The sequence below is a fragment of the Brevundimonas sp. genome, assembly GCF_027484365.1.
Lineage (GTDB): Bacteria > Pseudomonadota > Alphaproteobacteria > Caulobacterales > Caulobacteraceae > Brevundimonas.
Window position 1 is genome coordinate 38,877 of record NZ_JAIXTC010000009.1, and the last position, 25,251, is coordinate 64,127.

Here is a 25,251-nt window from a genome sequence, read left to right on the forward strand (position 1 = left end):
TACCTTCGGTGATAAACTGGCGAGCGGCGGTCGGAGCAATCTTTATCGTCACGGATGAGACCATAACGTCGAACGTGTTGGCTGAACTTCTGGCACCCCGACTTCCCCCCGAGGCTCTGTTCGTCATCGCCGCAATAGACGGTAGGCGAGCGCAAGGGCGTGCAGATGCAGACACTTGGAATTTCATCACCAACCCGTCTTGGCCGTTGCTGCTTCCCCCGCCGAAGGCACCTAGCTTACCGCCAAACTCATTTTAGCTAGCAACCGCTAGCGGCCACCCAAACCCCGTTCCACATCCGCCGATGATCAAGCGGCGAGCGCTCCGACGGCCATATCCTTTCGTCATTCCGGGCGCAGCGTAGCGGAGACCCGGAACAGGGCGGCGCCGTAGCGCAGCGAAGGCGATGGCTCAGCGAACGCGACAGTTTCGCGCTCTCGCGCGCCGCTGGGTTCCGGGTCTGCGAGGCTTCGCCTCTCCGCCCGGAATGACGAAAGGAAGGAAGGTTCTAGGCGAACTCCACCAGCACATCATCCGCAGCCACCGGATCGCCGGCCTTGGCGCCGACGGCCTTCACGACCCCATCCCGCTCCGCCTTGAGGATGTTCTGCATCTTCATGGCCTCGATGACGGCGACGGTCTCGCCGGCCTTGACCTCCTGGCCGACGGTCACGGCGATGGAGACGACGAGGCCCGGCATGGGGGACTGGATCAGTTTCGAGGTGTCGGCGGCCTGTTTCTCGGGCAGGCGGGCGAACAGCTCGGCCATGCGGGGGGTGAGGACGCGGACGCGGGCGCGGGTCGCGCCGGTGCGGATCGAGAAGCCGTCGGCGATGCGGGCGACCTCGGCGGTGAAGGGCTCGTGGTCGAGGACGGCGCGGAACTGGGCCAGGCCCGGGCGCCAGTCGATGTCGGAGAGCTGGAGGGCGCGATCCTCGCCGGCGAGGTCGAGGGTCAGGGCCTCATCCTCGTCGTAGCCGAGTGAGACGCCGTGGGCGTCCCGGTCGATCAGGACGATCCAGTCGGTGCGGTCGGACGGGTCGCCGGACTGTTCGGAGAGGATCTCGTTCATGGCCGCGGCCGTGGCGATCAGGATGTCGGTGCGGCGACGGTCGGGCGCGGCGCCTTTGAAGCCCTCGGGGAACTCGTCCTTGATGTAGCTGGTCGACAGGGCGCCCGAGCGGAACCGCTCCTGGTCCATGACGGCGGCGAGGAAGGGCACGTTGTGGCCGACGCCCTGAAGATGGGTGTCTTCGAGCGCCCGCTTCATGCCGTCGATCGCGCCGATGCGGGTCGGGGCCCAGGTGTTCAGCTTGGCGATCATGGGATCGTAGAACATGGAGATCTCGTCGCCCTCGCGGACCCCGGAATCGTTCCTGACCGTATAGCCGTCCTTTTCGCCCTCCTCGGGCTGGTCGTAGCGGACGAGGCGGCCGATCGAGGGCAGGAAGCCGCGATAGGGGTCCTCGGCGTAGATCCGGCTCTCGATGGCCCAGCCGTTGATCTTCAGGTCGTCCTGACCGAAGGCCATGGTCTCTCCGGCGGCCGAGCGGATCATCTGTTCGACCAGATCGACGCCGGTGATCAATTCGGTAACCGGGTGCTCGACCTGGAGCCGGGTGTTCATCTCGAGGAAGAAGAAGCTGCGGTCCTGGCCGGCGACGAATTCGACCGTGCCGGCCGAGTCGTAGTTCACGGCGCGGGCGAGGGCGACAGCTTGTTCGGACATGGCCTTGCGGGTGGCGTCGTCCAGCAGGGGGGAGGGGGCCTCCTCGATGACCTTCTGGTTCCGGCGCTGGATCGAGCACTCGCGGTCGAACAGGGAGACGATGTTGCCGTGCTTGTCGCCCAGGACCTGGATCTCGATGTGGCGCGGGTCGATGATGAATTTCTCGAGGAAGACGCGGTCGTCTCCAAACGCAGTCAGGGCCTCGGCCTTCACGGCGGAGAAGCCGTCGGCCATGTCGGCGTCGGAGTGGGCGACGCGGATGCCCTTGCCGCCGCCGCCGGCCGAGGCCTTGATCATGACCGGATAGCCGATCTCGTTGGCGATCTGGAGGGCGTGTTCGTCGGACTCGATCAGCCCCATATAGCCGGGGACGGTGGAGACCCCGGCCTGGGCGGCGAACTTCTTGGACGTGATCTTGTCGCCCATGGCCTCGATGGCATGGGGGTTGGGACCGATGAAGGCGATGCCCTCGGCCTCTAGCCGTCGGGCGAAGACGGGGTTCTCCGACAGGAAGCCGAAGCCCGGGTGGACCGCCTCGGCCCCCGAGCGGCGGACCGCGTCCACGATCTTGTCCTGCAGCAGATAGCTCTCCGCCGCGGGCGAGGGGCCGATGTGGATCGCCTCGTCGGCCATCTCGACGGCCATGGAGCCGGCGTCGGCGTCGGAGTGGACCACGACAGTCCCGATGCCCATGCGGCGGGCCGTCTTGATGATACGGACGGCGATCTCGCCCCGGTTCGCGATCAGGATCTTTGAGAACATGCGGCGATCCGTAGGCGGGCCTCGCGAGCCTGTAAACGGGGGCTGCACTCCCTCGCGCGAGAGGCGAACCGTCACACGGGCGCCGTTCTCGCTTGGCAAGATCAGGGTTCATCGGCTTTAACTCGCGGCCGAGCCATTCGCATCCCCCGCCTGGAGTTCGTTATGATCCGCTTTCTGACCGCCGTTTCGGCGGCCGCCTGCATGCTGACGGCGACCGCCGCGGTCGCGCAGGATTTCCGCGCCCTGGCGCGCACGGACCTGCAGGCCGCGCATGACGCGCTCCGTGACAACCACCCCGCAGCCGTCATTCCCGGCGCGCCGGGCGACACCTTCCGGAGCTGGCTCGATGCCGGTCTGGCGGACGCCAACGGCCGCATCGGCCAGGTCAATTCGGGCGACGCCCACGCCTATCTGATGCGCTACTACGCCGGCGGCTTCCGCGATTCGAACATCGCCATCACCCCGTCGTTCGAAGGCCTCGGCCCGTATTTCGGCATCAGCTGGCCCGGGATCACGACCGGCTGGCGCAACGGCCAGTACGTCGTGACCTATGTGAAGCCGGGCACGCGCAACGCGCCGCGCATCGGCGAGATCGTGGTCAGCTGCAACCTGACGCCGATCGAAGAGTACGCCCGCGCCAAGCTCGACAAGTGGGAGGGCAATCTCGACACCGAGGCCGGCCGCGTCACCTCGGCCCCTTACCTTCTGTGGAACCGCAACAACCCGTTCGCCGCCGGCACGCCTTCGACCTGCGAGTTCAAGCGCGACGCCCGCGCCCGGCCCCGCGCGGTCGAACTGCGCCCCGTGCCGCTGGTCGCCGGTGACCTCGAGGCCGCCTATCGCGCCACTGTCTATATGCCGCCGGCGACGCCGCTGAACGTCGAGACCGTCAACGGCCGTCCGTGGGTGCATGTCCACTCGTTCGCCGATTCAGCCGGCTGGGACGCCTTCAACTCCCTGGTCGAAGGCCAGGCGGCAGCCCTGCGCGGCCCGCAAGGCTTCGTGCTGGACCTGCGCGCCGCCTCGGGCGCCTCGGCCTACACCTCGACCGCGCGCGGCTATGGCCTGGCCAACCGTATCTGGACCCCGGAGTTCACCGTCAGCCGCCAGCCGGCCGCCGGCGCCATCACCTATCGCGCCACCCCGGGCAACCGCACCTGGTACGCCGACACCCTGGGCCGGATGCAGGCCGACCCGCGCTTCGTCCAGGAAGCCGCGCCGGTCATTGCCCAGACGCAGGAAATCGTCGCGGCCTTCGACGCGGCCCTCGCCGCCGGTCAGCAGACCTTCACCCTGCCGGGACGCGCCGCCGTCGCCGACACGGGCGCGGCCAACCCGGTTCAGGGTCCGGTCGTGGTTCTGGTCGACGCGGGCTGCTCGGGCGGCTGCCTCGACACCCTCGACCTGCTGTCCAAACTGCCGAACGTCCGTATCGCCGGTTCGGTGACGGCGACGGACACCATCTTCATCGAGCCGACCCAGGCCCGCCTGCCGTCGAACTATTCGGACCTGAGCTACGGCCACAAGGCCTGGACCAGCCGCGAACGCCCGAACAACGCGCCCTTCACCCCGGCGCAGGGCCTGGCCTACACGGGCAACCCGGCGGACGAGAACGCCGTGCGTACCTGGGTCGCGACCCTGTTCGGCGGCTGATACATTCTGGTGCGCTAACGCGGGCGACGTGGTTGCCCGCGGCTTGAGCGCGGTCTGAGTGAGATGGGGCCGGGCGGGGGAGACCTTGCCCGGCCTTTTTCGTTTGGGCCGGGCGCTTCAGGCAGCACGGCCTGCGACGGTGAGCGGTCGTCGCAGATGTTCGCTATGGGTGGGAAGCGGAAATTCCTTCCCGGGAGGTCAGGACGGAGCCGAAGCCCCGTCCCTCCCGAACGCTAGTGGAGTAGCTTCCAGAAGACGACCTTGTCTTCTCCCGCTGCATAGAACTCGGGAATCCGAGCCACCTCGACGTAATCCAGCGTCTTGTAGACAGCGCGGGTGCGGTCGAAGTCCGGGAGCCCGGACGTCTCCACGATAAGCACGCGCCCGTTTCGCTGGGACAACGTCTGTTCGAGGTGACGTGTCAGCCGGGACCCAACGCCCTGGCCTTGTTGGCTTTCGCGAACCGCGATCAGGAGCAGGTTCCAGGTTCCGTCCGTCATACGTTCCGGGGTGCAGTAGACGAGCCCCAGAACGACCTCGGCATCCATGGCGACGAACCAGAGATCATCCGGTGCGATGCCGGTCAGAAACGGCGCGGCCATTTCGTCGAGCATCTCTCCAGGGAAAAGGCCCGTGGTGTCGATAACGTCTTTCGCAGAAGTCAGGTCGCCCGCTGTAAGCTGGCGAATGGTGATGTTGTTCAACGGTTTTCTCGCTGTGATCAGGCATGAAGAAGCGCCCGCTGTTCTCCAGCGTCGGCGCTCTGCTCGGGCGCTCTCCTTCGAGAGCGCGCCTAGATCAGGCGGTGTGGTTGAAAGCTGACAAAAAACCTCCTGCCCGTGGGCACTCGAAACCTAAAGGCGCATGCCGGCCGCGACAAGATGCCGACCGAGGTCCGCAATGGGTCGAAAGCGGACAGCTTCACTCGTCCACTTTGCAGCCTCTCAGACCCACGATACGAGGTGCGCATCGCGACACTTGGAACCGCGCCGCGTTGCCCCCATGTCCCGTCCATGACCGACATCACCGACGCCCGCCCGAACCTGTCCGCCGCCGGATACGACCTGACGCCGCCGTCCGAAGGGCAGCGCGTGGCGCTGGAGGCGGATCTGAACGCCGAGGAGAAGCGGGTCCTGCTCTCCCACGGCACCGAGGCGCCGTTCTGCGGCGTGCTGCTGGGCGAGAAGAGGGCCGGCGTGTTCTGCTGTCGCGAATGCGGCCTGCCGCTGTTCCGGGCGACGACCAAGTTCGAGAGCGGCACGGGCTGGCCGAGCTTCACCCAGCCGGTCTCGGAGGATCACGTCACGGCCATCGAGGACCGCGCCTACGGCATGGTGCGGACCGAGACGACCTGCGCCCGCTGCGGCAGCCACCAGGGCCATGTCTTCCCCGACGGTCCGCCGCCGACCGGCCTGCGTTACTGCATCAACTCCGTGGCGCTGCAATTCGTGGAGGAGGGGCGGCCTCTGCCCGACCCGCTGGGGCGCGGCGACGGGGTGGCGTGACGCCCCTGAAACTAAGCCATCACGGTCCGGCCTCAATCCGGGTTAGGATGGTCGCCAGTCCGGAGTCCCGCCCATGCTGATCGCCCTCGCCCTGACCGCCCTCCTGGGTTCGGAAGACCCGGACGGCGTCGTCACGACTGCGCGGCATGGGGCCGGCGCGGTGATGGTGGGGGCCGAGGCCCCGACCACTGATGCGCGCCCCGACGCGGCCCAGGTCGTCGCCGTGACGCCGCACAACCTGACCACCCGCCAACAGATCGACCGCTGGGTCGCGGCCCGTGCGCCCGAATCTGAGCCGTTCGCCGAGACCGCCGGTCCGCAGGACGATCGCCAGATGCACGGCTTCGTCAGCGGTTCGATCGGGACCAACGACTATTCCTCCGTGTCCGTGGGCGTCTCCCTGCCGATCGGCGAGAACGGCCGGCTGGACCTGGCCTACAGCCAGACGAAGAACGGCTATGGCTACCCGGGCTACGGCTATGGGGCCTGGGGTTATCCGGGCGAGTATGGCTATGACCAGGTCGGCTATGGTGCGCGGATCCGGCCCTTCGGCGTCTATGATTCGCTGTACGGCGCGCCGGGCCGGTCCCGGTCGATGTCGATCGGCTTCAGCTGGGACGAGGACAAGGGCCGGCGCGATCGGACACCCATCATCAGCGCCGAGGACTGAGAACATCCCTGTGGGCTGGCGCTCGCCACACGGCGAGCCGGCCGCTTGAGCCTGGAAACCAAAAAGGCCCGGTCTCGCGACCGGGCCTTATCGTTTCGGAGTGGTGCCGCCGGGGGGAATCGAACCCACGACCTCAGCCTTACCAAGGATGCGCTCTACCACTGAGCTACGGCGGCCTGTTCCGAGGAAGCGGCCGTATAGCCACTCCACTGCCGGGGGGGAAGCCCATTTTCCCTTGCCCCGAAACTTTTCCCGAGGCTGAGTGGATGCATGACCGAACCGCCCGAGTCCTCCACGCCCGCGCCCGCCGAAGCAACGCCGCCCGCGGCCCGGACATCGGCGGATATCGAACGGGCGGAACGCACCGCGCGGCTGGCCAGGGCGCTGCGGGACAATCTCAGGCGTCGCAAGGCGGTTCAGCCGAAGCGGGACAGGCCGGGGAACTAGGGCGCGGCAACTGAAAGTCATCGAATCGGCGGGAGGCGGCCCTTTCGCGACACGGGGGGAGCGCGCTAGATAGCCGGCTCGCCGGGACAGTCGATCCTTGCGGCTTCAAGGACGACATGGACAGCATCACGGTTCACGGCAACGGCCCGCTTCACGGATCGATTCCGGTCAGCGGGGCCAAGAACTCGGCCATCAAGCTGATGGCGGCGTCGATTCTGACCGACCAGAAGCTTCTGCTGACCAACATGCCGCGCCTCGCCGATACAAAGTTCCTCGGCCGGCTGCTGCAGCAGTTCGGCATCGCGGTGACCGAGAACGGTTATGGCGCGGAACAGGAGACCCTGTTCGACGCCCGCGAAATCACTTCGACCTTCGCTCCCTATGATCTGGTCCGCCAGATGCGGGCCAGCTTCAACGTCCTGGGGCCGCTGCTCGCGCGCACCGGGCAGGCCAAGGTGTCGCTGCCGGGCGGCTGCACGATCGGGGCGCGACCGGTCGACCTGCACATCGACGCCCTGACGCGCCTCGGGGCGGTGATCGAGCTGGAGGAAGGCTATGTCTCCGCTACAGCGCCGAAGGGTCTGATCGGGGCCGAGATCGAGTTTCCCTTCGTCTCGGTCGGGGCGACCGAACACACATTGATGGCCGCGACCCTGGCGCAGGGAACGACGGTGCTGAAGCGCGCCGCGCGGGAGCCTGAGATCGGCGACCTGGCCCGCTGTCTGGTGATGATGGGCGCGAAGATCGAGGGGATCGACACCGACACCCTGGTCATTGAAGGCGTGACCTCGCTGAACGGCGGCGAGTGGTCGGTGATCCCGGACCGGATCGAGATGGGCTCCTATGCCTGCGCCGCCGCCATGGCGGGAGGCGAGGTCCGACTGACCAACAGTCGGGCCGGGCTGATCACCGCCCTGACCGACCGGATGGTCGAGGCGGGGGTCGAGATCGTCCCGACCGACGACGGGGTGATCGTGAAGCGCGATCCGTCGCAGCGTCTGAAAGCCGTCAATGTGGCGACCGAGGTCTATCCGGGGTTCCCGACCGACCTGCAGGCCCAGTTCATGACCCTGATGACCACGGCCGACGGCCTCAGCGTCATCCACGAGAACATCTTCGAGAACCGGTTCATGCATGCGCCGGAGCTGGCGCGGCTCGGGGCCGAGATCTCGGTCCATGCGGGCGAGGCCCATGTCACGGGCGTCGAGAAGCTCAAGGGTGCCCCGGTCATGGCCACGGACCTGCGGGCCTCCGTCAGCCTGGTGATCGCGGGTCTGGTCGCCGAGGGTGAAACCAATATCGGTCGCGTCTATCATCTGGATCGTGGGTTCGAGCGTCTGGAAGAGAAGCTCGGCGCATGCGGAGCGGATATCCGGCGGGTCAAGGGCCCGCCCGTCGAAGGACCGGGTGATGACCACTGAGGCCGTCGAAAGAGACGAACAGGAGGCGATCCGGGCTGCGAGCAGCGGCGGAGCGAACGAGCCCCTGCGCCTGCTGGCCGAGGACGGCGAGGACCTGGCCATCATCTCGGCGGCCCTTCAGGACGCGATCCTGAGGCCCGCGGACATCGTTTGGGAGAAGGGCGCGCGGCGTCTGACCATCGAATTGAGCCGGTTCTGCTGGGAATGCGGCGGGACCCGCGTCCGCGCCGCGATGCAGTTCGGCGACGTGATCTCGGTCAAGAGCCGGGGCCTGCCGAGGCTGCCGGACGCGCCGTTGGAACTGCTGGCGATCCATTTCTTCGAAGGCGAGGCCCCGGGCGGGCGGGCGATCCTGATGTTCGCCGGGGGCGGGGACCTGAGGGTCGACGTCGAATGCCTGGACGCGGTGGTGACGGACCTGTCGGAACGCTGGCCCGCCCGGGTCGCGCCGACCCATCTGGACACTCCTCCCAATGGGGCTGAAGCGTGAGCGATCATCGACTGGCCTCGGTCGACCTGGATGAGGCGACCCTGCCGTCGGCGACGGCGGAGATCGAGCACGAGCGTCGCGTCGCCATCTTCGACCTGATCGAGAAGAACCTCTTCGAACCCGAAGGTTCCGAGGGCGGCCCCTACGGACTGAAACTGTCGCTGCAGGACAACCGGCTGGTCTTCGACATCACCGGCGTCGATTACACCCGCACCTATGCCCTGAGCCTGACGCCGCTGAAGAGCGTGCTGAAGGACTATCTGATGATCTGCGACAGCTACTATGAGGCGCTGCGTGGATCGTCGGCCAGCCAGATCGAGGCTGTCGACATGGGCCGGCGGGGCCTCCACAACGAGGGGGCCGAACTGCTGAAGGCGCGGCTGGACGGCAAGGTCCAGATCGACCACGAGACGGCGCGGCGGCTGTTTACGCTGGTCTGCGCACTTTATCGCCGCGGGTAGTTTTCTCCTCCCTGTCGCGAAGCGATGGGGAGGAGAACTCGACTAACGCGCGGATTTCGTGCATTAGCGCCGACTTCTTACGGCTCGCGCTTTCGTCCGGCGCGGGCCTTGATTCGTATTCAAGGGCGCGAGAGGCCGCATGGCTAAGGAAGAACTGCTCGAGTTTCCCGGTACGGTCAGCGAACTGCTGCCGAACGCCACGTTCCGCGTGACGCTCGAGAACGATCACGAGATCATCGCCCACACCGCCGGCAAGATGCGCAAGAACCGCATCCGCGTGCTGGCCGGGGACAAGGTCCTGGTCGAGATGACGCCCTATGACCTGACCAAGGGCCGCATCACCTATCGCTTCAAGTAAGGGCCTGGGGTGAACCCCAAGCCGGAACTGGTGCTGGCCTCGGCCAGCCCGCGCCGCATCGAACTGCTGGCGCTGATCGGGATCATCCCCGATCGTATCGATCCCGCCGACATCGACGAGACCCCGCTGAAGGACGAGACGCCTTCGCGGCTTGCCGTCCGGCTGGCCCGGACCAAGGCGCTGACGATCGCCGCGCGGACGCCGGACGCCGTCGTGCTGGCCGCGGATACGGTGGTGGCCGTGGGACGTCGCCTGCTGGAAAAACCCGTCGATGCGGCGGAGGCGGAGAAATTCCTGCGTCTGCTGTCGGGCCGGAACCATCGGGTCTTCACCGGTGTGGCCGTGGCGACCGGCGAGACGGTGCGGCATCGGGTCGTGGACACCCGCGTGGCCATTAAACGCCTGTCGGACGCCGAGATCTCCGACTACGTCGCCGGCGGTGACTGGAAGGGCAAGGCCGGGGGCTATGGCATCCAGGGGCCGGCGGCGGCCTTCGTGCTGAAGATCATCGGCAGCCATCCGGCCGTGATGGGCCTGCCCCTGCCCGAGACGGTCAACCTGCTGGCGGGCGCCGGCTGGCGCAAATGAGCGGGGTCGAGGTCTTCCTGGACGACACGCCGGGCGAGATCCGGGGAATCGTGGCGCGGGACGGACGGTTCGAACGGCTGATCATCCACAGGGAGGACGATCCGCCGCAGCACCGGCTGGGCGCCCGGGTCGTCGGACGGGTGATCGAGGCCGACGCCGCCTTCCGGGCCGTCTTCGTCGATCTGGGGTGCGACGGGCCCTCGGGCTTCCTGCCGCTGGGCAAGGGCGAGAGCCTGCGGGCGGGCGAGATTATCGAGGTCGAGGTGACGGCCGAACGGCGCGAGGCCAAGGGGCCGGCGCTGAAACGACTGGGGGCAGGGGAGGGCAGGCCCCGTCTGCTCGCTGCCGGGCCCGATGTCGCCGAACGCCTGCGACTCCTCGCGCCGGGCTTGTCGCCGATCACCGGCGTCGAGGCGATTCAGGCGAGCCGGGAGGCCGAGGAAGACGCCCTCAATCCAGGCGAAGTGTTCGCCGACCGGGCGCTGGACCTGGCGGTGCAGCGGACGCGGGCACTGATCGCCGTGGACATCGACTATACGCACCTTCCGGGGCGGGACGCGCGCAAGGGCAGGGCCCAGGCCAATCGTCTCGGCCTTATGCACGCCGCCCGGATGATCCGGCTGAGGGGGTGGGGCGGGCTGGTCGCCGTCGACCTCGTCGGGACCGCTCTGGACCCGGCCCAGATCACGGAGATGGCCAGGGCGGCCTTTGCCGGCGACGACGCGACCCTCGGGCCGCTGAGCCGGTTCGGCCTGTTGCAGCTGGCCCTGCCGTGGCGGTCCCGGCCGGTGGAGGAGATTCTGCTGGACGCCGGCCGGCGACGCGCGCCGGCGACGCGGGCGATCGATGTCGCGCGGTCTCTGAGGCACAGGATGCTGTCGGACACGACCGCCCCGCGGTTCACGGCCCGGTGCGCGCCCGAGGACGCCGCAGCCTCGGCATCGCTGGTCGCACGCCTCGGTCCGCGCGCAGGGGTTAAGGCGGACCCGGCGGTCGCACCCGGGCGTTTCACCGTCGAGGAGGGCTGAACGAATGGCGACCTGTCCAATCTGTCGCAGGAATCCGACCGTCGAGGCCTACAGGCCCTTCTGTTCGAAGCGGTGCGCCGATGTGGATCTGCAGCGCTGGCTGGTGGGGGCCTATGTCCTGCCTGACACCGACGAGGGCGTCCCCGACGCCGATCCTGAAAACGAAGACTGATCCTGCTCTGGACACCCCGTTTCGGCTCGCCTATAGACCCGCCTCTCGCGTTTCCGCGCGGGCGCCTGGATAGCTCAGCTGGTAGAGCAATGGATTGAAAATCCATGTGTCGGTGGTTCGAACCCGCCTCCAGGCACCATTCCCTTTTCCCCCAAATCAGACTCTTCGTCCGCCCGGTGGGCTCCGTGATGCACGGGACCGCATAGACTCCCGATCCCGGCTGCTGGACCGCCGGAATCCGCGTGTTTGACAGGCCATTCCCAAACGTAAGCCTGTCATGCCTGTTTGGCATCGGCGGGGTCGATTAACCTAACGCCGAAATGCAGCAGTGGTAAGACATTGCGGGGTTTTGGGTCGGGGGCTCGCTTGCGGGGCGAAAAGCACCTCTGAAGCCTTGACGCTCTGTTATCGGTTCGCCAAAGGAGCTTGACCGCTTTCTTTGCGTGAGCGGCCGAACGCCCCGTGAGCATCGTGCTCAAAGGCTTCGACCAACCCGCCGATGGGCGCCCTCGGGCAACCGGATGCGACAGAAGGCGTTCCGTCGTTGGCCATCCTGGCCGGCCGGCGGGACAAAACCGTTTTCATAGAGGGCGGAGCGCCCCTGACGCGCTCCGTTCCTTGGGTTCCACGAGTCAGACCAAAAAAGCAGGAACTGGCGACACATGATTAAGACCAACACCCTTCTCGCCCTGGCCGGCGCCGCCGTCCTGATGGCGGGCTCGCCGGCTCTGGCGCAAGCCCCGGCAGCCCCTGACGCGACCGCGGCTCCTGCCGCCGCCGCTCCGGCCACCGCCGCCCCGGCTCCGGCCGCTCCCGCTGCCGAAGCCGATCCGGAATCGGTCGGCGACGCCGTCTCCGGCGGCCACGGTTCGGGCGGCATCACGCCGATCTCGATGTTCCTGGAAGCCGGCATCGTCGTTAAGATCGTCATGATCGGCCTGCTGCTGGCCTCGATCTTCTCCTGGACCCTGCTGCTCATCAAACTGATCGAGTTCGGCGGCCTGAACCGCAAGACCGACCAGTTCCTGGAAGCCTTCCGCGGCGCCCGGACGATCGCTGACATGCGTCGCGTGTCGACGTCCGACGAGTTCGACGGCAACCCGCTGGCCGACATGGCCGCCGCGGCCACCGAAGAAATCGAACTGTCCCGCCAGGCAGGCCTGAACATCCATGGCGACCACAGCGACTCGGCCCTGCTGCGCGCTCAGCAAGCCGTCGCCGCTGTCCAGGCCGGCCTTGCCGCTCGCCTCTCGGGCGGTCAGCAGTTCCTCGCCTCGACCGGTTCGACCGGCCCGTTCGTGGGTCTGTTCGGCACCGTTTACGGCATCATGAACTCCTTCATCGGTATCGCCCAGTCGAACACGACCAACCTGGCCGTCGTCGCCCCGGGTATCGCTGAAGCCCTGCTCGCCACCGGTATCGGCCTGTTCGCCGCTATCCCGGCCGTTATCTTCTACAACTACTTCAACACCCGCATCTCGGCTTACGGCACCCGTTCGGACGGCTTCAACGCTGAGCTGATCAACGCCATCTCGCGTCAACTCGACAAGGGAGCGTAAGACGGATGGCCGCCAAACTTTCAGGCGGCGGCGGCGGGAAGTATCACGTCGAGCAGAACAGCGATATCAACGTTACGCCTTTCGTTGATATCATGCTGGTCCTCCTCATCATCTTCATGGTGGCAGCCCCGCTCGCCACCGTGTCGGTGGAGGTGAAACTTCCGACCGCGGTCGCACCGCCCCAGGAGAATCCGCCGAAGCCGGTGTTCATCTCCATCCAGAACGATGGCGACGTCTTCATCGGTGACGGACGCAGCAGCCCTGAACAGCTCGGGGACGACCTGCGGCGCCTGATCCGGACCCGTAACCCGGAGGAAGAGCGCATCTTCATCCGCGGCGACCAGCAGACCCGCTACGGTGACTTCATGCAGGTCATGAACGCCCTGCAGGACAACGGCTTCTATTCCGTCGCCCTGGTCGGCGAAGACAACTCGCCGCAGTAGGTCCGGACATGACAGACGCACCCGTTGAGTATCATCGCAGCCGCTATGACGCCCCTCGCAAGAAGGGCTTCATGGGGGTCTCCCCCGGCGTTTGGCTGATCGCCCTCGGAACGGTCACCGTTCTGTTCGCGATCATGATCTTCTACCTTCAGAAGACCAAGTTCGAACTCCGCATCCAGGAGTATTCGGACGACGCCGTGGACGTCGAGATCGTTGAACCGATCCCGCCGCCCCCGCCGCCGCCGCCGCCTCCGCCTCCGCCGGACACCCCGCCGCCGCCCAAGCTGCAGGTCCGTCCGCCGGTGATCAACACCCAAGCGCCTCCGCCGCCGATCACCCTTCCGATCGAGCCGACGAAGAAGGAAGACCGGGTCGAGTATCGGGGTCCCCCCGTCATCGTCCCCGGACCGCCGCCGCCGCCGGCCCCGCCGGCTCCGGTTCGCCCGCCGGTGATCACCAACCCGAGCTGGGCCTCGCAGCCTCGCCCGCAATACCCCGATCGCGCTCTCGAGCGCGGCCTGTCGGGCAGCGCGGATCTGAGCTGCACGGTCAACCCGAACGGCAGCGTCTCCGGATGCTCGGTCGTCTCGGAAACGCCGTCGGGCGCCGGCTTCGGTCGCGCCGCCCTGGCTGCCGCCCGCAGCGCCCGTCTGTCGCCCCGTTCGGTCGACGGCGTGGCCACCGGGGGTACGGTTCGCTTCACCGTCAGGTTCAACCTGCCGGACTAGGACATGGCCCGGAAACGGACCAGGGAAGACGCCCCGAGGGAAACCTCGGGGCGTTTTTCGTTGCCGGATGGCTTGCAGGTGTCAAAGCGGCCTTGATCGCCGCTCGTGGCGCCGCTAGACAACGCCCCTCGCGTCGCCCTTCCCCGGTTCGATCCTCCGATCGGCCGACAATCGGGGCGCGCTGTGCCGCCTTAGCTCAGTTGGTTAGAGCGCCGGTTTGTGGAACCGGAGGTCCTCAGTTCAAGCCTGAGAGGCGGTACCATTCTCACCCTTCGATCGTCAGGCCACGACGGGTTCGGGCTCGTCCTGATCCAGCGGTGATGCGGTGACGTCGGGCCGCTGGCGAAGGGTTTCGATCGGCCCCTCCAGCTTCGACAGTGCGCTGATCGCCGCGGCATGGCCGGTCGCGACCACAGGTTCGTAGACCTTCCAGTCGCGGATGTCGGAGCCCTCGGGTTCCGGCAGGATCAGGAGGTCGGCCTCTGCCCGCGAACTGATCATGTCAGCGTCCGTGGTGATGGTGGCCGAGCGCATCAGCACCGAGACGATCGGCGGACCCTTCTTCCACGCGCCCGAGACGATCCAGCGCCACCAGGACGGCGGATTGGCCAGGGTCGCAGGATCCACGCCGCGCATCTGGGACATGTCGACGCCGACGATGGGGCCGGCGTTCAGCTGGCGCATGACGTCGGTCGGGAAGTTCTTGATCACCGCGCCGTCCACCAGCACCTGGCCGTCGATCACGACCGGCGGCATGACGCCGGGGATGGAGATGGAGGCGCGCATGGCCCGCCGCAGCAGACCCCGACGGTGCACTTCGATCCGGCCGCTGGTCAGGTTCGAGGAGACGGCGAAGAAGGGCAGGGGCATGTCGGCGATGTCGATCTCGCCATAGGCGTCCTGGAGCAGCCCGGCGACCTTGCCGGCGTGGGTCATGGCGATCATCGGGAAGGCGAGATCCGACAGGGGGTCCGAGCGGACGAAGGCGGTGCGGATGCGGGCGTCGAGCTCATCATCGGTCCAGCCCAGGGCCGGACCGGCGGCGATGACGGCGCCCATCGAAGAGCCGCCGAGGAAGTCGAACCGCACCCCGGCTTCGTGGAGGGCCCGCACAGCGCCGATATGGGCGTAGGCGCGGGCGCCGCCGCCGGAGAGGACGAGGCCGACGGCCGTGCCGGTGACGATCCGGGCGATCCGGGCCGCATCGGCGGCGTCGCCCTCGATGGCGTGGAACCAGCGACCCGGGTTGATCTTGTCCAGCCAGACGGCGGTATTTGCCGGACGGCGCATGCGCGGATCGCGCAGCAGGATCAGATCGGTGAACTGCTGCAGGCCGTGCGCCGTTCGGATCGGAATGTTGGATGGGGGAGCGGTCAGGGCGTCGCCGACCAGGAACAGTCGGTCCACCTGGCGGGCGCAGAGGTTGGCCCAGGACGGCTCGTCCAGCTCGGCGACATAGAGGACGAAGTCATGGGTGTCCTCCATGCGCGAGAACCATTCGGAGACCGAGGACAGGGCCGAATGGTCGATGACCTGACAGGTCTTGCCCTGCGCCTCCACAGCCGCGGCGACGCGGTCGACAAAGGGGCGGATGGGGCGGCCGCGCACGGAGATGAAGCCGAAGACGCTGGGTTCGGTGACGCCCGGCGCGCGCTCGCGGGCCCGATGCAGCATCAGCCGCGACAACTCGATCATCACCTCGGGCTGGGTGCGAACGGCTTCGAAGAAGACCTCGCGCGGCAGGGCGAGGATCTCGGAGTCGCGCAGGGCCACGACGCTGGCCGAATGGGGGGTGCCGGCGATCAGGGCCATCTCGCCGACGGGCTCGCCCGGCTTGATGACGCCGAGGAACTGGGGCGGCTGGTCGTCGTCCTGGCGGAAGACGCCGAGCCGGCCCGAACGAACGAGATAGAGACTGTCGGGCTCGTCTCCGGCCGAGAACAGCAGCTCTCCGCCGGTCAGGGCGAACCAGCTGGCCCGGGTGTTCTGGTCCTCGAAAACCCGCGCCAGCGCCGCTTCGAGATTGTCGTGGCGGGATGTGCTCATGCGGGTATCGTCGCCGTGGCTGGCGGCCGGACCAGGCCGGTCGGTGGGACTGGATTAACGGCGGTTTGGGGCGGGGGGCAAGAGGGAGTTCCCTCTCCCTCCGGGAGAGGGATAGGCCTAGCGCCGCCTTGCCGTGAACAGGTCGCCCAGCCGATCCGGCGTGCCTTCGATCCGCTCCAGGTGCGGGTACTTCAGCCCGTCGTGGTAGTCGAAGATCACCGTCCGGTAGTGGGTACCGTCGCGGACGATGAGTTCGATTTTTTCGGCCGTGCCCTTCGCAGTCGTGACCGCAGCTGCGAGGTTTCCCGAGGTGGTGGCCTCGCCGTTGACGGCGATGACCTGCATGCCGATCGCCAGGCCCTGTTGGAAGGCAAGGCCGTTCCACATGACGCTCGAGATCGTGTTGTCCGTGCCGGTCATGAAGCCGAGCGAATAGATGAAGTCGTTGCGGCCGTACTCGCCCCAGAGCGTCTTCTGATAGTCGCTCATCGTGTCGGTGTAGACGAGGCGATAGCCGCCGCGCGCCAGACCGTCCAACGGGGCGCCCGGGCCGTGGCCGTCCAGACGGGTGCGCAGGAAGGTCGCCCAGTCATGCTCCATGACGCCGTTCAGCGTCTCGACCACGGTCTCGAAGGTATAGGGGTTCTCGTCGAAGGCGCCGTCCTCGACGCCGAAGAAGGCGCGCGCGAAGTCGTCGAGCGACTTGCGACCATCGGTGCCCTCGCGGATCAGGGTGTCGGCGTCGAGCCAGATCAGCTGGCCCTCGACATAGTAGTCCTCGCTGCGCTGCCAGGAGCGCCAGCCGATCGGGCGGCGCTGGGAGATGATCGGATCGTTGACCGTGTCCTGCATCGCCCGCCATTCGCGGCCGACGGTCGTGTCATAGGTGGCGGCGTCCATGGCCAGGGCGTCCAGCGCCTGCTGGCGGCTGTGCAGGCCCGAGCGGGCGGCCAGGACCTTGCCCCAGAACTGGGTCTGGCCCTCGTAGACCCACAGAAGTTCATTCTGCATGGGCAGGTTGAAGTTGGCGACATCCTGGCCCGCCGGACGGCGGTACTTGCCGTCCCAGGAGTGGGTGTATTCGTGGGCCAGCAGGTCACGGTCGCCGAGCTTCGATTCCCAGTCGGTGAAGAAGCCCGGATCGACGCTGTTCTCCGATGAGCGGTGATGCTCCAGACCGATGCCGCCCATCCGCTCCGTCATGGCGAGCAGGAAGTCATAATGGTCGTAGTGGCGTGCGCCGAACAGGCGGTCGGCCTGCTGGACGAGGCTGCGGAGAATGCCGACTTGGTCGTCGGTCGGGGCGATATTCGCCTCGGCGTCGGCGACGATGTTGAGGAGGACGGGCGAACGGCCGCCCGGATCGAGATCGATCTGGCGATAGTGCTCACCGGCGAACATCGGGCTGTCGACGAGGACATCCAGCGGAACCGGCTGGAAGGTTGTCATGTCGCCGGCCTTGCCTTCGGGGCGCAGCGCCGTGCCGTATTCCCACCCGTCGGGCAGGGTCACGCTGGCCTGGACGGTGACGTTCCGGTGGAAGCGGCCGGCGGGGTAGAGCAGCATCTTCTCCCACTGGATGTTCAGCATCTCGGCCGTCATCGTGATCCGGCCCTGGGCGTCCGTCGTCGGCGACAGATGCTGGAACTCGGCCACCAGCTCGGTCGCACCGGCCGGAACGACGATGTGGAAGGCGAACGGACTGAGGGCATCACGGACCCACTCCACTCGCTGGCCGTTCGCCGTGAAGGTGAGGCCGGCCAGCTGGGTGATCGGTCCGACGGGGCCGTGGTTGCCGGGCAGCCATTCGGGGAAGAACAGGGTCATCGAACCGGCGGCCTCGACCGGGATGGTCTCGCGCACGCGATAGATGCGGCGGTTCAGATCGGTCGCGTCGACATCGAGGCGGACGACGCCGGGCCAGGCGCGGTCGACGACGGCGGGGATGGACTGGGGCGTGGGCGGCGTCTGGGCGAAAGCCGGGGCGGCCGAGGCGAGCAGTAGGGCCGCCAGACAGGCGGAGACGGCGAGACGCTTCATGATGCTGGAAGTCCGGCGAGGGTAAACAGGCGCGCACATGAGCGCCGGGTGCGACAATCCGTCAAGCGAAACGGTTTCCCTCTCCCTCCGGGAGAGGGAGCATTGCCTACTTCACTTCCAGCAGTTCGACCTTGAACAGGAGGGTCGAGTTGGGCGGGAGTTCGTCGCCGCCGACCCAGCGGTCGCCGTATCCGAGCGACGCGGGGATGGCGAAATAGAAGGTCTCGCCGGCGCGCATCAGGGCGACGCCTTCGGTCCAGCCCTTGATGACGCGATTCAGCGGGAACTCGGCCGGCTCGCCCCGGTCATACGAGCTGTCGAACTTCCGGCCGTCGATGAAGGTTCCTTCGTAGTGGACGCGAACGGTCGAGGTCGCGGTCGGCTGCGCGCCCTCGGGGTGGGCGGCGCCTTCGCGGCGGTACTGGAGGCCCGAGGCCGTGGTGGTCCAGCCGCGACGGGCGCCGTTCCAGGCGAGGTAGGCGGCCTGGCCGGCCTCGTACTGCTCGGGCGTCGAGTAGACAGGCCGGTCGTTGGTGGTGACGACGATCTCGTCGGGCGCTGTGGCGCAGGCGGCGAGGGCGGTGGCTCCGAGGATCGGGGCAAGGACGGTCGCGACGATACGTTTCATGACGTCAGGCTTAGCAGGCGTCCGGGCGCTCGGCTATCCGGACAGACTGTCGTGCCGCCGCCGGAGGAACAGGGCCTCGGCCGGCGACGGCGACAGGGCCAGGGCAGCCGCATACTCCTGCCGGGCATCGGCCGCCCGGCCCAGTCGGGTGAACATTTCGGCGCGAGCGGCGTGGAGCGGAAGCCACCCGTCCACCTCAATGGACAGCAGGGCCTCCAGGGCCACGGCCGGACCCTCGACCTCCGCGAGGGCGACGGCGCGATTGGTGCGGACCACCGGGTCGTCGCGTTGCAACAGCAGCAGGCTGTAAAGGCCGAGGATGGCGGCCCAGTCGCTCCTGCCGGTCCGGGCCCGATCGGCATGGGCCCCGTGAATGGCGGCCTGGAGGGCGCGCGGACCCGGCAGGGTCCGGCGGGCCCTGGAGGCCGCCGCCGATGCGCGGAGAAAGCGCTCGGCCTCTGCCAGCAGGGCGGCGTCCCAATCGGCCGGGTCCTGATCGGTGAGAGGAAACATGGCGCCTTCGCTGTCGAGACGGGCCGGTCGGCGGGCTTCGGCATAGCGTGTCGTGGCGGCCAGCGCCTGGACCTCGGCGTCCCCGGGCGCGAGACGGGCGAGAAGGGCGGTCAGCTTGACCACTTCCGACGCGAAGTCGGCGTGGGGACCGGCGCCCGCCGCGTCGGCATGGGCCTGGGCGTAGGCGATTTCGAGCGTGGACAGGACCGCGTCCATCCGCTCCGGCCAGCGATCGGAGGAAGGGACGTCGAAGGGGACGCCGGCGTCGGCGATCTTGCGTTTGGCGCGGACCAGCCTTTGGGCCAGGGTGGGCTCGGGCGTCAGGAAGGCGGCCGCGACCTCGGCTGTCGACAGGCCGCAGACCGTGCGCAGCGTCAGGGCCGCGCGGGCGTCGGGACTGACCGCCGGATGGCAGCAGACGAAGATCAGCCGCAGCCGCTCGTCGGGTATGGGCTCGTCGAGCGCCATGACATGGTCCTCGGGCGTGGGTTCCGGCGGGGCGTCGTCGGGGCGCCAGGCGGCGGCGGTGGCGCGGCGGCGGAAACGGTCGAGCGCCCAGCGGCGGGCGACCGCATAGAGCCATGCGGCAGGGTCGGCCGGGGGGGCGTCTCCCCATTTCTCCGCCGCGCGGGCGCAGGCCTCGGCGAAGGCCTCCTCGGCCAGATCGAGATCGCGGAAGGCGGCGGCGAGGGCGGAGACCACCCGGCCGCCGGCGTCCCGGAACGTCTGGTCGAGGAGACGGCTCACCGGGACGGATCAGTCCTGCGACGGCGGGGACAGCATGGGGCGGATCTCGATCGAGCCCGTCTTGGCGATCGGCAGCTTTTTCGCCCATTCGATGGCGGCGTCGAGGTCCGGCACGTCGATCATGTAGAGGCCGCCGAGCTGTTCGCGCGTCTCGGCGAACGGGCCGTCGTGGACGGTGCGGCCCTGGGGTGTGACACGGACCGTGGTGGCGGTGTCGGGGCTCTTCAGGCCCGCCCCGCCGACGATGACGCCGGCGGCGCCCATCTCCTGGCCGTAGGCGTTATGGGCGGCGACGATGTCGAGCCAGGCCTGGCCGCTGTCGCCGTCGGGATAGGACTCGGCCTGGGGCTCGTGAATGAGAAGGGCGTATTGCATGGGGTCAGCCTCCGGTTTTGCGGTCGCCTGATCGGACACTCCGATCCTGCACGACAAGAGGAAGACGCGCGAGGGTGGCGCGGATCGACAGGGCCGCTGCGAAAAAGTCAAGAAGGCCTTTATTTCGCCCGCGAAGCGCGTATATGTCCGCGTTCCGCACCACTCCCCATGAGTCTGCGCGAAAGCGCCGAGGCCCGGTCCGTCGCCCTCCGACCGAGCGAAGGCGTGGCTCCTTCCCCCAGGGAGCTTCTCAGATTTCAGGCCTCCTGATCCCGCAGGGATCGAGGGTGGAGGCCGAAACCGATTGTCACGGCATGCCCGCTCGCATCGCCGTGGCTACTGCATTTTGCGCGTGGTCTCCCCCGGATCCGCGAATGGGAAAACAGAATGACTGACGTCCTGAACGGTCTCACCATCAACGGTCAGATCGCATCGGCCACGACCTTTACCGGCAAGAAGCGCATCCGCAAATCCTTCGGGCGTATCCCCGAGGCGGTGGCGATGCCGAACCTGATCGAGGTTCAACGCGCCTCCTACGAACAGTTCCTGCAGCGCGAGGTGCGTCCGGGCGTCCGCAAGGAACAGGGCATCGAGGCCGTCTTCAAGTCGGTCTTCCCGATCAAGGACTTCAACGAACGCGCCGTGCTGGAATACGTGTCCTACGAGTTCGAGGACCCGAAGTACGACGTCGAGGAATGCATCCAGCGCGACATGACCTATGCCGCGCCGCTGAAGGTCAAGCTGCGCCTGATCGTCTTTGAAGCGGACGAGGAAACGGGCGCGCGCTCGGTCAAGGACATCAAGGAACAGGACGTCTACATGGGGGACATCCCCCTGATGACGGACAAGGGGACCTTCATCGTCAACGGCACCGAGCGGGTGATCGTTTCGCAGATGCACCGTTCGCCGGGCGTCTTCTTCGACCACGACAAGGGCAAGACCCACTCGTCGGGCAAGCTGCTGTTCGCCGCCCGCGTGATCCCGTACCGCGGCTCGTGGCTCGACTTCGAGTTCGACGCCAAGGACGTGGTGTTCGTGCGTATCGACCGTCGCCGCAAGCTGCCGGCGACCACCTTCCTCTATGCCCTCGGCATGGACGGCGAGGAGATCCTGCGCACCTTCTACGAAACCGTGCCCTACGAGAAGCGCGGCGAAGGCTGGGTCACCCCCTACAAGGCCGATCGCTGGAAGGGCGTGAAACCCGAGTTCGATCTGGTCGACGCCGACACCGGTGAAGTCGTCGCCTCGGCCGGGCAGAAGATCTCGGCACGCGCCGCCAAGAAGCTGGGCGACACCACCAAGTCCCTGTCGCTGGCGGCCGACGCCCTGGTGACCCGCTATCTGGCTGCCGACGCCGTCAACTACGAGACCGGCGAGATCTACGCCGAGGCCGGCGACGAGCTGGACGCGCCGACCATCGAACTGCTGGAAGGCAAGGGCTTCACCACCATCGACGTGCTGGACATCGACCACGTCACGGTCGGCGCCTACATGCGCAACACCCTGCGCGTCGACAAGAACACCGGCCGCGAGGACGCCCTGTTCGACGTCTATCGCGTGATGCGTCCGGGCGAGCCGCCGACCCCGGAAGCCGCCGAAGCCATGTTCAACTCCCTGTTCTTCGACAGCGAGCGTTACGACCTGTCCGCCGTGGGCCGGGTCAAGATGAACATGCGTCTGGAAACGCCGGAAGTGTCCGACGAAATCCGCGTCCTGCAGAAGGATGACGTGCTGAAGGTCCTGCAGATCCTCGTCGGCCTGAAGGACGGCCGCGGCGAGATCGACGACATCGACAACCTGGGCAACCGCCGGGTCCGTTCGGTCGGCGAACTGCTGGAAAACCAGTACCGCGTCGGCCTGCTGCGCATGGAACGCGCGATCAAGGAGCGTATGTCGTCGGTCGATATCGACACGGTGATGCCGCACGACCTGATCAACGCCAAGCCGGCCGCCGCCTCGGTGCGTGAATTCTTCGGCTCGTCGCAGCTGTCGCAGTTCATGGACCAGACGAACCCGCTGTCCGAGATCACCCACAAGCGTCGCCTTTCGGCGCTTGGCCCGGGCGGTCTGACGCGCGAGCGCGCCGGCTTCGAGGTCCGCGACGTTCACCCGACCCACTACGGCCGCATCTGCCCGATCGAAACGCCGGAAGGCCCGAACATCGGCCTGATCAACTCGCTGGCCACCCACGCCCGCGTGAACAAGTACGGCTTCATCGAGAGCCCTTACCGTCGCGTGAAGGACGGCATGGCCCAGAACGAGGTGGTCTACATTTCGGCCATGGAGGAATCCAAGTACACGATCGCCCAGGCCAACATTCAGCTGAACAACGGCGAGATCGTCGACGATCTGGTCCCCGGCCGGATCAACGGTGAATCGCAGCTGCTGATCAAGGCCGACGTCGACATGATGGACGTGTCGCCGAAACAGGTCGTTTCGGTCGCCGCCGCCCTGATCCCCTTCCTGGAAAACGACGACGCCAACCGCGCGCTGATGGGCGCGAACATGCAGCGTCAGGCCGTGCCCCTGGTCCAGTCCGATGCGCCGCTGGTCGGCACGGGCATGGAAGCCGTGGTGGCCCGTGACTCGGGCGCCGTGGTCGTGGCCCGCCGCGACGGCGTGGTCGAGCAGATTGACGGCACCCGGATCGTGGTTCGCGCCACGAACGAACAGGACGCCGGCCGTTCGGGCGTCGACATCTATCGCCTGTCGAAGTTCCAGCGTTCCAACCAGTCGACCTGCATCAACCAGCGCCCGATCGTGCGCGTGGGCGATGAGGTGAAGGTCGGCGACGTGATCGCCGACGGCCCGTCGACGGACCTGGGCGAACTAGCCCTGGGCCGGAACGCCCTCGTCGCCTTCATGCCGTGGAACGGCTACAACTTCGAGGACTCGATCCTGATCTCGGAGCGCATCGTGCGCGACGACGTCTTCACCTCGATCCACCTCGAGGAATTCGAGGTGATGGCGCGTGATACGAAGCTCGGGCCGGAAGAAATCACCCGCGACATCCCGAACGTCGGCGAGGAAGCCCTGCGCAACCTCGACGAGGCCGGCATCGTGGCCATCGGCGCCGAGGTCCAGCCGGGCGACATCCTGGTCGGCAAGGTGACGCCGAAGGGCGAAAGCCCGATGACGCCGGAAGAGAAGCTGCTGCGCGCCATCTTCGGCGAGAAGGCTTCGGACGTCCGTGACACCTCCCTGCGCCTGCCGCCCGGCGTCGCCGGCACGATCGTCGACGTGCGCGTGTTCAACCGCCACGGCGTCGACAAGGACGAGCGCGCCATGTCGATCGAACGCGACGAGATCGAACGCCTGGGCAAGGACCGCGACGACGAGCTCGCGATCCTGGAACGCAACGTCTACGGCCGCCTGCGTCCGCTGCTGACCGGCAAGAACGCCGTCTCGGGTCCGAAGGGCCTGGGTCGCGGAGAAGTCACCGAAGCCAAGCTGGGCGAGCTTTCGCGCGGTCTGTGGTGGCAGATCGCCCTCGACGACGAGAAGGCCATGGGCGAACTCGAGGCCATGAAGAAGGCCTTCGAGGACCAGCGCAAGGCTCTGGACCGTCGCTTCGAGGACAAGGTCGAGAAGCTGCAACGCGGCGACGAACTGCCCCCGGGCGTGATGAAGATGGTCAAGGTCTTCGTAGCCGTGAAGCGCAAGCTTCAGCCCGGCGACAAGATGGCCGGCCGTCACGGCAACAAGGGCGTCATCTCCAAGATCCTGCCGATCGAGGACATGCCGCACCTCGAGGACGGGACCTCGGTCGACGTCGTTCTGAACCCGCTGGGCGTGCCGTCGCGCATGAACATCGGCCAGATCTTCGAAACCCACCTGGGTTGGGCCTCCGCGGGCCTGGGCAAGCAGATCCAGGGTCTGCTCGAAGCCTGGCAGGGCGGCGGCCAGAAGCAGGCCCTGATCGATCACCTGACCGGCATCTACGGCGAGGACACCCCTCTGCCGCAGGAAGAGCACGAGCTGGTCGAGCTGGCGCAGAACCTGTCCAAGGGCGTTCCGTTCGCCACCCCGGTGTTCGACGGCGCCCACATCTCGGACATCGAGGACCTGCTGGAGAAGGCGGGCCTGGAGCGCTCCGGTCAGTCGATCGTCTATGACGGTCAGACCGGCGAGCAGTTCAAGCGTCCGGTCACGGTCGGCTACATCTACATGCTGAAGCTGCACCACCTGGTCGACGACAAGATCCACGCCCGCTCCATCGGCCCGTACTCGCTGGTCACCCAGCAACCGCTGGGCGGCAAGGCGCAGTTCGGCGGTCAGCGCTTCGGGGAGATGGAGGTCTGGGCGCTGGAAGCCTACGGCGCCGCCTACACCCTGCAGGAGATGCTGACGGTGAAGTCCGACGACGTGGCCGGCCGGACCAAGGTCTACGAGGCCATCGTCCGCGGCGACGACAGCTTCGAGGCCGGCATTCCCGAGAGCTTCAACGTTCTCATCAAGGAAATGCGTTCGCTGGGTCTGAACGTGGAGCTGGAGAACAGCTGACGCGAGTGGCGAGTGGCGAGTGACGAGTGGCGAGATTTCGCCGCGTCACTCGCCACCGCCGCCCTTCTCGCCACCAGCCACTCGCCACTCGCCACTAGATTTATCGCGGCTCTGTCCGCAGCAAGGAATCCAAGATGAACCAGGAAGTCCTGAACATCTTCAACGCGGTCCCGGTCACCCCGACCTTCGACCAGATCAAGATCGCTCTCGCGTCTCCCGAAAAGATCCGTTCGTGGTCGTTCGGCGAGATCAAGAAGCCCGAGACCATCAACTACCGCACGTTCAAGCCCGAGCGTGACGGCCTGTTCTGCGCCCGTATCTTTGGCCCGACCAAGGACTACGAATGCCTGTGCGGCAAGTACAAGCGCATGAAATACAAGGGCATCA

23 protein-coding genes and 3 tRNA genes are annotated in these 25,251 nt (G+C 67.2%); 18 read left to right on the forward strand and 8 right to left on the reverse strand.

What is annotated here, in order from left to right:
* Positions 1-506 precede the first annotated feature (506 nt).
* On the reverse strand, positions 507-2,489 hold the full coding sequence (locus Q0044_RS04015; protein ID WP_298159887.1) for an acetyl-CoA carboxylase biotin carboxylase subunit: 1,983 nt from the start codon (positions 2,487-2,489) through the stop codon (positions 507-509).
* A 162-nt stretch (positions 2,490-2,651) separates the two neighbouring features.
* Between Q0044_RS04015 and Q0044_RS04020 the strand changes: the two genes are divergently transcribed.
* Positions 2,652-4,142 carry a hypothetical protein gene (locus tag Q0044_RS04020; RefSeq protein WP_298159891.1) on the forward strand — a complete coding sequence of 497 codons (1,491 nt, stop codon included), beginning with the start codon at positions 2,652-2,654 and terminating at the stop codon, positions 4,140-4,142.
* Positions 4,143-4,375: 233 nt separating this feature from the next.
* Here Q0044_RS04020 and Q0044_RS04025 read toward each other — a convergent pair whose 3' ends face one another.
* On the reverse strand, positions 4,376-4,846 hold the full coding sequence (locus tag Q0044_RS04025) for a GNAT family N-acetyltransferase (protein ID WP_298159893.1): 471 nt from the start codon (positions 4,844-4,846) through the stop codon (positions 4,376-4,378).
* A 318-nt stretch (positions 4,847-5,164) separates the two neighbouring features.
* Between Q0044_RS04025 and msrB the strand changes: the two genes are divergently transcribed.
* Positions 5,165-5,647, forward strand: a complete 483-nt coding sequence (gene msrB, locus Q0044_RS04030; protein WP_298159971.1) for a peptide-methionine (R)-S-oxide reductase MsrB — start codon at positions 5,165-5,167, stop codon at positions 5,645-5,647.
* Positions 5,648-5,720: 73 nt separating this feature from the next.
* Positions 5,721-6,317: a hypothetical protein gene (locus Q0044_RS04035; protein WP_298159895.1), complete on the forward strand. Its 597-nt coding sequence runs from the start codon at positions 5,721-5,723 to the stop codon at positions 6,315-6,317.
* A 101-nt stretch (positions 6,318-6,418) separates the two neighbouring features.
* On the opposite strand, the gene Q0044_RS04040 is transcribed toward Q0044_RS04035, so the two are convergent.
* A tRNA-Thr gene (locus tag Q0044_RS04040) sits at positions 6,419-6,493 on the reverse strand.
* Between the two features lie 94 nt (positions 6,494-6,587).
* Between Q0044_RS04040 and Q0044_RS04045 the strand changes: the two genes are divergently transcribed.
* The 13 genes from Q0044_RS04045 (at position 6,588) to Q0044_RS04105 (ending at position 14,274) form a co-directional block, all read left to right on the forward strand.
* The gene (locus tag Q0044_RS04045; protein ID WP_298159897.1) at positions 6,588-6,764 is read left to right on the forward strand and encodes a hypothetical protein; all 177 of its coding nucleotides are present in this window, start codon (positions 6,588-6,590) and stop codon (positions 6,762-6,764) included.
* 116 nt (positions 6,765-6,880) lie between these two features.
* Positions 6,881-8,185, forward strand: a complete 1,305-nt coding sequence (murA, locus tag Q0044_RS04050; RefSeq protein ID WP_298159900.1) for a UDP-N-acetylglucosamine 1-carboxyvinyltransferase — start codon at positions 6,881-6,883, stop codon at positions 8,183-8,185.
* The gene (locus Q0044_RS04055; protein ID WP_298159902.1) at positions 8,175-8,675 is read left to right on the forward strand and encodes a DUF2948 family protein; all 501 of its coding nucleotides are present in this window, start codon (positions 8,175-8,177) and stop codon (positions 8,673-8,675) included. Before murA ends, Q0044_RS04055 begins: the two co-directional genes overlap by 11 nt.
* Positions 8,672-9,136, forward strand: a complete 465-nt coding sequence (locus Q0044_RS04060; RefSeq protein WP_298159905.1) for a UPF0262 family protein — start codon at positions 8,672-8,674, stop codon at positions 9,134-9,136. The genes Q0044_RS04055 and Q0044_RS04060 overlap by 4 nt, the downstream gene beginning before the upstream one ends.
* Before the next feature lie 139 nt (positions 9,137-9,275).
* On the forward strand, positions 9,276-9,494 hold the full coding sequence (gene infA, locus Q0044_RS04065; protein WP_008261544.1) for a translation initiation factor IF-1: 219 nt from the start codon (positions 9,276-9,278) through the stop codon (positions 9,492-9,494).
* A gap of 9 nt (positions 9,495-9,503) precedes the next feature.
* Entirely contained in the window at positions 9,504-10,082 is a 579-nt protein-coding gene (locus Q0044_RS04070; RefSeq protein ID WP_298159908.1) for a Maf family protein, read from the forward strand.
* Positions 10,079-11,110: a ribonuclease E/G gene (locus tag Q0044_RS04075; RefSeq protein WP_298159911.1), complete on the forward strand. Its 1,032-nt coding sequence runs from the start codon at positions 10,079-10,081 to the stop codon at positions 11,108-11,110. The genes Q0044_RS04070 and Q0044_RS04075 overlap by 4 nt, the downstream gene beginning before the upstream one ends.
* A gap of 4 nt (positions 11,111-11,114) precedes the next feature.
* The gene (locus tag Q0044_RS04080) at positions 11,115-11,282 is read left to right on the forward strand and encodes a DNA gyrase inhibitor YacG (protein WP_298159913.1); all 168 of its coding nucleotides are present in this window, start codon (positions 11,115-11,117) and stop codon (positions 11,280-11,282) included.
* Between the two features lie 63 nt (positions 11,283-11,345).
* A tRNA-Phe gene (locus Q0044_RS04085) sits at positions 11,346-11,421 on the forward strand.
* Between the two features lie 523 nt (positions 11,422-11,944).
* On the forward strand, positions 11,945-12,841 hold the full coding sequence (gene exbB, locus Q0044_RS04090; protein ID WP_298159916.1) for a tonB-system energizer ExbB: 897 nt from the start codon (positions 11,945-11,947) through the stop codon (positions 12,839-12,841).
* Positions 12,842-12,846: 5 nt separating this feature from the next.
* Positions 12,847-13,284, forward strand: coding sequence for a biopolymer transporter ExbD (locus tag Q0044_RS04095; RefSeq protein ID WP_298159919.1), 438 nt, complete (start codon positions 12,847-12,849; stop codon positions 13,282-13,284).
* Between the two features lie 8 nt (positions 13,285-13,292).
* Positions 13,293-14,012, forward strand: coding sequence for a TonB family protein (locus Q0044_RS04100; RefSeq protein WP_298159921.1), 720 nt, complete (start codon positions 13,293-13,295; stop codon positions 14,010-14,012).
* Between the two features lie 185 nt (positions 14,013-14,197).
* Positions 14,198-14,274, forward strand: a tRNA-His gene (locus tag Q0044_RS04105).
* Positions 14,275-14,291: 17 nt separating this feature from the next.
* Here the strand turns inward: Q0044_RS04105 and Q0044_RS04110 are convergent.
* The 5 genes from Q0044_RS04110 to Q0044_RS04130 form a co-directional block, all read right to left on the reverse strand.
* Positions 14,292-16,058, reverse strand: a complete 1,767-nt coding sequence (locus tag Q0044_RS04110) for a patatin-like phospholipase family protein (protein ID WP_298159926.1) — start codon at positions 16,056-16,058, stop codon at positions 14,292-14,294.
* Positions 16,059-16,175: 117 nt separating this feature from the next.
* On the reverse strand, positions 16,176-18,098 hold the full coding sequence (locus tag Q0044_RS04115; RefSeq protein ID WP_298159929.1) for a M61 family metallopeptidase: 1,923 nt from the start codon (positions 18,096-18,098) through the stop codon (positions 16,176-16,178).
* A gap of 106 nt (positions 18,099-18,204) precedes the next feature.
* Positions 18,205-18,726 carry an FKBP-type peptidyl-prolyl cis-trans isomerase gene (locus tag Q0044_RS04120; protein WP_298159931.1) on the reverse strand — a complete coding sequence of 174 codons (522 nt, stop codon included), beginning with the start codon at positions 18,724-18,726 and terminating at the stop codon, positions 18,205-18,207.
* 33 nt (positions 18,727-18,759) lie between these two features.
* On the reverse strand, positions 18,760-19,986 hold the full coding sequence (locus Q0044_RS04125) for an RNA polymerase sigma factor (protein ID WP_298159934.1): 1,227 nt from the start codon (positions 19,984-19,986) through the stop codon (positions 18,760-18,762).
* Positions 19,987-19,995: 9 nt separating this feature from the next.
* On the reverse strand, positions 19,996-20,361 hold the full coding sequence (locus Q0044_RS04130; RefSeq protein WP_298159937.1) for a YciI family protein: 366 nt from the start codon (positions 20,359-20,361) through the stop codon (positions 19,996-19,998).
* Between the two features lie 387 nt (positions 20,362-20,748).
* Here Q0044_RS04130 and rpoB point away from each other — a divergent pair, with 387 nt between their 5' ends.
* Positions 20,749-24,864: a DNA-directed RNA polymerase subunit beta gene (rpoB, locus tag Q0044_RS04135; protein ID WP_298159940.1), complete on the forward strand. Its 4,116-nt coding sequence runs from the start codon at positions 20,749-20,751 to the stop codon at positions 24,862-24,864.
* 134 nt (positions 24,865-24,998) lie between these two features.
* A partial coding sequence (locus Q0044_RS04140) for a hypothetical protein (RefSeq protein WP_298159942.1) occupies positions 24,999-25,251 on the forward strand: 253 nt, incomplete at its 3' end.